General features: G+C 64.0%; 4 protein-coding genes. 3 read left to right on the top strand and 1 reads right to left on the bottom strand.

Going from position 1 to position 7,394, the window contains the following annotated elements:
- Nucleotides 1–692: 692 nt before the first annotated feature.
- The 3 genes from ACFLIM_RS46550 to ACFLIM_RS46540 all read left to right on the top strand — a co-directional run bounded on the left by ACFLIM_RS46550 (nucleotide 693) and on the right by ACFLIM_RS46540 (nucleotide 5,852).
- Nucleotides 693–2,222: a trypsin-like serine peptidase gene (locus ACFLIM_RS46550; protein WP_393176629.1), complete on the top strand. Its 1,530-nt coding sequence runs from the start codon at nucleotides 693–695 to the stop codon at nucleotides 2,220–2,222.
- A gap of 431 nt (nucleotides 2,223–2,653) precedes the next feature.
- Nucleotides 2,654–4,183: a trypsin-like serine peptidase gene (locus ACFLIM_RS46545; protein WP_393176627.1), complete on the top strand. Its 1,530-nt coding sequence runs from the start codon at nucleotides 2,654–2,656 to the stop codon at nucleotides 4,181–4,183.
- A 175-nt stretch (nucleotides 4,184–4,358) separates the two neighbouring features.
- The gene (locus tag ACFLIM_RS46540) at nucleotides 4,359–5,852 is read left to right on the top strand and encodes a hypothetical protein (protein ID WP_393176625.1); all 1,494 of its coding nucleotides are present in this window, start codon (nucleotides 4,359–4,361) and stop codon (nucleotides 5,850–5,852) included.
- A gap of 54 nt (nucleotides 5,853–5,906) precedes the next feature.
- On the opposite strand, the gene ACFLIM_RS46535 is transcribed toward ACFLIM_RS46540, so the two are convergent.
- Nucleotides 5,907–7,259: a hypothetical protein gene (locus ACFLIM_RS46535; RefSeq protein WP_393176623.1), complete on the bottom strand. Its 1,353-nt coding sequence runs from the start codon at nucleotides 7,257–7,259 to the stop codon at nucleotides 5,907–5,909.
- Nucleotides 7,260–7,394 lie beyond the last annotated feature (135 nt).

Here is a 7,394-nt window from a genome sequence, read left to right as displayed (position 1 = left end):
GCGAGTCCTTCCGGATGAAACAGGCACGAACCAGGACACCAGCACGCCTGATCAAGAAGTAGTCAACTACGAAGAGGCGGGGACTTCTACATGGCCACCAGCGGCGACACGCACTTGGCCGTTGACATGTTTGGTGCGCGATCCCGCCGCCATCAGGAGGGAACCGCACGCCTTATATATGCGGGACCACACGACGCTCATATGTAGCGCCCCCCGGCCTGCCGCTCCCGCAGCCACATCGCTCCTCAAGAATCCGCCCGATTCTCACCTTCCGACGGGACAAAGCGGGGCCCGATGGAGGTCTCAAACCGGGCCAAGCTGTGAAACCTGAACGTCACAGGCTCGAACCTGAAGATCTCCTGTGAGAAATGGACCGATTTAGACGCGACAGGTTCCAATCTGGTTCCTGTGATCTGAGTCACATTTCACCCACTACTGTACGTGTTGGTGCACTAACGGCACTTTCGCCCCATCAGCAACATCCCCCGCATACCCTGCGAAAACGTAACCTCCCGATCACTGGCCGCAAAGATCTCTGACTGGTAACAGCACGGTAACGGCGGTAAGGGCAACTACCAGATCCCTCGGAACGGCTTCCACCTGCGGAGATCACCGCGCTATGTTCCTTGCCATCCCTTTACTGACGCATGGGACGCACGATGCGACCCACGACAGAGCAAGGAGCAGTTCCCTTGAAGCGCATCCTCATCCCCGCCGGTGGCGCCATTCTGGCTACCGGCCTTCTGGCTGCCGGCCTGGTCGGCACCGCTCAGGCCGACAGCGACGTCGCCACCGACGCGATGGCGGCGAGCGCGGCCAACGCCAAGGCAGTCGCTGACTTCTGGGCGGAGAACAACGGTGCTGCCCTGAAGGCGGCCAAGGAGTCCAACGTCTGGGACAAGGCTGACGTCGCCAAGCTGCAGAGCAAGGGTGGCTACAGCGCGGACACCAAGCCGGGCTCCACCCAGCCGATCGGCGAGGAGAAGAAGACCACCTCGAAGACGCAGAACGTCAATATGCCGAAGACCATCGGCAAGGTGTTCTTCGTCAACAGCAAGGGCGAGAAGAAGTGGTGCTCCGCCACTTCGATCCAGTCGCAGTACCGCAACCTGGTCGCCACGGCCGGTCACTGCGTGTACGACACCGCGACCGACTCGGCCCTGCTGGGCAAGTGGGTCTTCGTCCCCGGTTACTACCAGGGCAAGGCTCCTTGGGGCGTCTACGTGGGTAAGCAGGCCTTCACCCACTACGACTTCGACGTCTACGAGGACTACGACCGCGACTACGCGTTCGTGACCGTGTACAACGGCGTCAGCCTCGGCGGTGGCACCGCCAAGCAGGTCTCCAAGGCCGACTTCGACAAGTACACGGGCATCAAGGACGCCAAGGACGTCGAGATCAGCAAGGAAGAGTTCGACAAGAGCGTTCTCGACCCGACCAAGACCGAGGCTTACTGGATCAAGGAGGGCACGGCGCCTGAGGCGACCGGTCCCGACTACCCGGGTGCCGAGGTTGGCAAGGTGGAAGTCACCAAGGCCGTCTACGACGCTGCGAAGGTCGGCAAGGGCAACGGTTTCAAGTTCGGTGGGCCCATCACCGAGATCGTGACCGACCCTCAGGCTGCGGCCTACCTCGAGAACCAGAAGAAGGACCCGGAGAAGTACCCGGCCACAGTCGTCAAGGATGACCGCGGCAACTGGACGATCACGCACTACTTCGTCCAGCAGTGGTACAAGCCCGGTTCGGACACCAAGTACTACAAGACCGTCTTCTTCATCATCGAGGGCTTCGCCAAGGACGCGGGTCGTCTCGGTGACAACGTCGGCGGTCAGGGCTTCGCGTGGAACCAGCCCACTGGCAAGTACGTCCGCGTGTTCGGCTACCCGGCCGCGCCGCACCCTGACGGCAACAAGAACTACACCGGGGTTACGCCGAAGTGGTGCTACGGCAAGACTTCGGGCAAGCTGGTCGGTTCTGCCGCCAAGAAGATCGAGGAGCACCTCGCCCTCAAGTGCGCGTTCACTGAGGGCGCCGACGGTGGCCCCTGGCTGTACAAGTACAGCAACACCAAGCGCCTCGGTTACCTGAACGGTGTCGTCAGCACGTTCAACGACCAGGACGCCAACGGTCGCGTGGACTACATCTCGTCGCCGTACTTCGACGGCGAGACGAACACCGTCTACAAGGCTGCTGCGGCTTCGTGGTCCGGCAAGATTGTCTAGTGACGGATAGCGACCGGCCCTAAACCGTTCGTATGACCGTTACAAGCGAAGGGCTCGGCATCCGCCGGGCCCTTCTGCTTTTCGCCCGAATGTGAGGGCGCTTGGACGCACACCGCGCCAAGACGGTGCCACGAACTTACTGTGATCTGCGTCACATCGTCCGATCGAGTCGGATCATGAGGAGGCTCCAGCCCCCAGAGTCACACTAACAACATCCTTATGCTGATCAGGGCAAACAGTCATAAGGCGAGCTTCGCTCAACTCCTGCGCATCAGCCACTTAAACATCACAGAACGATCACGTCCGGCTTGTCGCATCTTTTCCCATCAAAGCGGCTACCCGAGATCAAGATCGACACTGTATGTTCCTGGCTATCCCTTTACTGACGCATGGGACGCAAGAAGCGTTCCACGACAGCGCAAGGAGTTACCTTGAAGCGCATCCTCCTCCCCGTCAGTGGCGCCATTCTGGCCACTGGCCTGCTGGCTGCTGGTCTGGCCGGCACCGCTCAGGCCGACGACACCGTCGCGACCGACCCCCTGGCCGCGAGCGCGGCGAAGGCGGCCGAGACCCTGGAGTTCTGGACCAAGTCGAACAACGCGGCGCTGAAGGGCGCTGTGGCGTTCAGCCCGGACTCTCTTGAGGTCTCGAAGATCGCCAGCAGGGGCGGCTATACGCCGGACACCAAGCCTGGCTCCACCGCTCCGATCGGCGAAGAGAAGAAGACCACCGCCAAGGTTCAGAACGTGAACCTGCCGAAGACCATCGGTAAGGTTTTCTTCGAGGGCCGTGACGGCAAGCTCTACTGGTGCTCCGGCACCTCGATCCAGTCGTCGTACAAGAACCTGGTCGCCACGGCCGGTCACTGCGTCTACGACATCGCGGCCAACGACGAGGTCGTGTCCCGCTGGGTCTTCGTCCCCGGTTACTACCAGGGCAAGGCTCCTTGGGGCGTCTACGTGGGTAAGCAGGCCTTCACCCACTACGACTTCGACGTGTACGAGGACTTCGACCGCGACTACGCCTTCGTCACCGTCTACGACGGCATCGGCGGCACGCTGTACCAGCCGAAGAAGGTCACCAAGGCCGAGTTCGACGCCTACAAGGGCGAGAAGGAGGCCAAGGACGTAGAGGTCTCCCGGGACGAGTACCGGAAGGGCAAGCTCGACCCGAAGACCACCGACTACTACTGGCGCCAGAAGGGCACCCAGGCCGAGCTCGCCGGTCCGGACTTCCCTGGTGCCGAGGTGACCAAGGTAGAGGTCTCCGAGGGCGTCTACAAGGCGGCCCAGGTCGGCAAGGGCAACGGGTTCAAGTTCGGCGAGCCCATCGTCGAGAACGTGACCTACAAGGACGCCCTCGCGTACTTGGACGGACAGAAGGAAAACGCGGCCAAGTACCCCGGGACCGTCAAGCTGGACGAGCGGACCAACTCCACCATCACGCACTACTACGTGCAGGCGTGGTACAAGCCGGGCACCGAGCGCAAGTACTTCCGCACGGACTTCTACATCGTGGTTCACGAGCTGAAGAGCGTCGGTCGTCTTGGCGACAACGTCGGTGGCCAGGGCTTCGCGTGGAACCAGCCGACCGGCAAGTACGTCCGGACGTTCGGTTACCCGCAGGGCACGCACCCCGACGGCAACAAGCCCTACACGGGTGTCACGCCGAAGTGGTGCTATGGCAAGACCAGCACGAAGAGCACCCAGATCGCCAAGTACAAGGTCGAGGAGCAGGTCTCGTTGAAGTGCGCCGTGACCGGCGGCTACGACGGTGGCCCGTGGCTGTACAAGTACAGCAACACCAAGCGTCTCGGCTACGTCAACGGTGTCACCAGCCTCATCGCTGACACCAACGACAACAAGCGCTACGACACGATCACCTCGCCGTACTTCGACGGTGAGACCAAGACCGTTTACTCGGCCGCTGCGGCCGTGTGGTCGGGCAAGCTCATCCCGTAGTTCGCTGCGGACCCCGAACGACGACCTGGTCATCGTTCGAACGCACCATCCGAAGGGGCTCGGCATCCGCCGGGCCCCTTCGGCCTTTCTGGTGAAATTTGCTAATTCCCCTTACCAGAGTGACTAAAGGGTCGATAGGGTCCTTACACCCTTTTTGACAACTGTGGAGCCTTCCGTGAAGCGCCTGCTCATCCCCCTCGCCGTCGCCGGCCTGAGTGCCGCCGTACTTGTCCAGCCCGCCAGCGCCGAACCGCGATGGGCCACCGACAACCTCCAGCCCAAGCCCGCGGACGCGTACGGAGCCGCCTACTTCTGGCTCGACTCCAACGGTGCCGCCCTGCGCAAGGCCACTCAGTACCACCTGGACGCCCAGGACGTGCCCAAGCTCGTCACCTCGCAGAGCAAGGGTGCCCCTGACGGCAAGCCCGGCATGACCGGCCCGACCACCACCAGCAAGCCCAGCACCGCCAAGAACGTCAACCTGCCCAAGACCATCGGCAAGGTCTTCTTCCTCGACAAGTCGGGGCACTACCGCTGGTGCTCGGCCACCTCCATCCAGTCCAGGAACCGCAACCTGGTCGCCACCGCGGGCCACTGCGTCTTCGCGAACGGCAAGGACGACGTCTACGACAAGTGGGTGTTCGTCCCCGGCTACTACCAGGGCAAGGCCCCCTGGGGCGTCTACGCGGGCGCCTACGCCTTCACCGCCTATGACCTTGACACCTACGACGACTACGACGGCGACTTCGCCTTCGTGGCGGTCCACAACGGCTTCTCGCTGGCCGGCGAGAAGGAAGTGTCCCACAACCAGTTCAAGGCGTGGGCGGGCGACAAGTGGGTCAAGCCGCGCGAGATCAACGCCCAGGAATTCCTCAAGTGCCAGCTGAACCTCGGCGAATGCTGGTCGGAGGGCGAGGACAAGCCGGCGGACCTGGTCGGCCCCGACTACCCCGGCGCCGTCCTGGAGAAGGTGGAAGTCAACGCGACCACGTACAAGGACGCCAAGATCGGCAAGGGCCAGGGGTTCAAGTTCGGCGAGCCGGTGGTGGAGCAGGTCACCAAGCCGCAGTGGGATGCCTACCGGGGACCTGGCGACAAGGGCACCGGCCCCGACAAGCTTGGCAACTACACCATCACCCACTACTACACCCAGAAGTGGGTCAAGCCCGGCACCTCACGCAAGTACTACGAAGCTCACTACATCATCGGCTTCGCCAAGGACCTCGGCCGGCTCGGTGACGTTGTCGGCGGGCAGGGTGTCGCCTGGAACCAGCCCCTGGGCCAGACCGTGACCGCCTTCGGCTACCCGGCGGACCCGCACCCCGACGGTGACAAGGCGTTCACCGGCGTCACCCCCAAGTGGTGCGCGGGCAAGACCGGCACCAAGACCTACCAGGTCAACACCTTCAGGGTGGACACGCACCAGGTCCTCAAGTGCTCCATGACCGGCGGCGCCGACGGCGGTCCCTGGCTCATGAAGTACAACAACGGCAAGCGCACCGGCTACGTCAACGGCGTGACCAGCATGTTCCACGACAACGACGGCAACGGCCGGATCGACTTCATCAGCTCGGCGATCTTCGACAGCGAGGTGGCCGACGTCTACAACAAGGCCAACTACGCCGCCACCAAGTCCATCGTCGGACCCCACGGCGAGCTGCTCAAGTAAAGGGTAAGGACAACGAACGGCCCGGCCCAGAACAGGGCCGGGCCGTTTCGTGCTTCAGGCCGAAGTGAGCTCCCGCTCGCGCAGCGCCAGCACAACACGCTCGTCCTTGTACGGCTCCAGCCGCCGCCGCAGATCGGCCGCATACGACCGCGACCGAGCCGACTGCAGCTCACCGGCCAGCGTCAGGGCCTGGTCCGCCACCGAGCACGCCTCCTCCAGCTCCCCGCTCTGCAGCAGCCCGGCGGCCAGCAGCGACAGGTTGAACATCCGCCCCCGGACATACCGGGAGTCCATGTCGAGCGAGCGCCGCGCCATGCGTACGGCCCGCTCGCCCTCCCCCAGGTCCCGGAAGCAATGGGCGAACTTGGCCGACAGGTAGGCCTCGTCGAAGTAGCTGAGCCACTTGGGCTCCTCGGCGGGCTTGCGGTCGTCGAAGGCGCACTCCGACTCGTGCAGGGAGGCGCCGCAGGAGCGGGGGTCGCCCAGGCTCGCGTGCGCGTGGGCCTCCAGGACGTGCGCGGAGGCCAGCAGGGTGTGGACGCCGGCCCTGCGGGCCGCGAGCTGGGCGGCCCTGGCCAGGTCGAGGGCGTGGGCCGGTTGGCCCATGTAGATGGCCTGGTGTGCCATCCCCGCCAGGATCTCGCCGCCCAGGGTGTGGTCGTCGGCGCCCCTGGCCAGGCGGAGGGCCTGGATCAGGTAGCGCTGGGCGAGACCGTGCTGCTCCATGTCGTAGGCCATCCAGCCCGCCAGGCGGGTCAGCTCGGCGGCCGCGGCGGCCAGCTGCCTGCCGGTGGAGGCGCCGTACGAGCCGCCCTTGAGCAGGGGTGCGACGGCGGTGTCGAGGTATTTGATCACGGACAAGCGGACCCGGCCGCTGCCGAAGCGGTTGTCGAGCTCACCGAACGATCGGGTGACCTCATCGATAGCGGCGATGTCGGCGCGGCCCACCCGCCGCGCACCCCTGCCACTCGGGCGTCCCTCAGCCGGGGACGTCAACCAGCGTATGGCTCCCACGGAGCCTGCTCCAATCGCGAACGTCGAGTCGATCAGGAACCTCCTTCTCTCCACATCGGCCCGCCACAGCGCCGTCACAGTCGCGACCCCCTCCTGCCACGTGTGCGTGAACTCCTGTCCGAGATCGAGGGGTGTGATGTTGGCCGGCATTCCCAGGTTTGCCGAGGTCACCGGCCTGCCCAGCCGCAGCGCGAAAATCTCGGCGAGCAGGCAGGGCACCGGGTCACGCGGCCTCTGGCCTCCGATCCAGCGCAGGACTGAGCTGTGGTCGTATCTGAGGCCGGGAGTGCCGCGTGCGGCGCCCAGTTCGTTGAGGCGCCTGGCCAATCCCTTGTGGGAAAAACCCGCCTCCGCGATGAGCTGCTGCAGCAGTCGATTAGGCTCGCGTTCCATCGCTTTCCTCGTCACAGGAGTCGGCGCCCACATCCTTACAGAGAGCTACTGTTATAGCACCTTGCGTAAAGGATTTATGGCAGTTCCCAAAGGACACCCAAACTCCATCCCACTCCCACCGCCGACCGGCACGGC

The organism is Nonomuraea marmarensis, from assembly GCF_043197025.1.
Taxonomy (GTDB): Bacteria; Actinomycetota; Actinomycetes; order Streptosporangiales; family Streptosporangiaceae; genus Nonomuraea; species Nonomuraea marmarensis.
Note: the sequence above shows the minus strand (reverse complement) of the source record. Positions and strands in the feature narration are given on the sequence as shown.

Coding starts and splice junctions, on each gene's coding strand:
- ACFLIM_RS46535 (WP_393176623.1), bottom strand. CDS start 7,259: ATGGAACGCGAGCCTAATCGACTGCTGCAGCAGCTCATCGCGGAGGCG.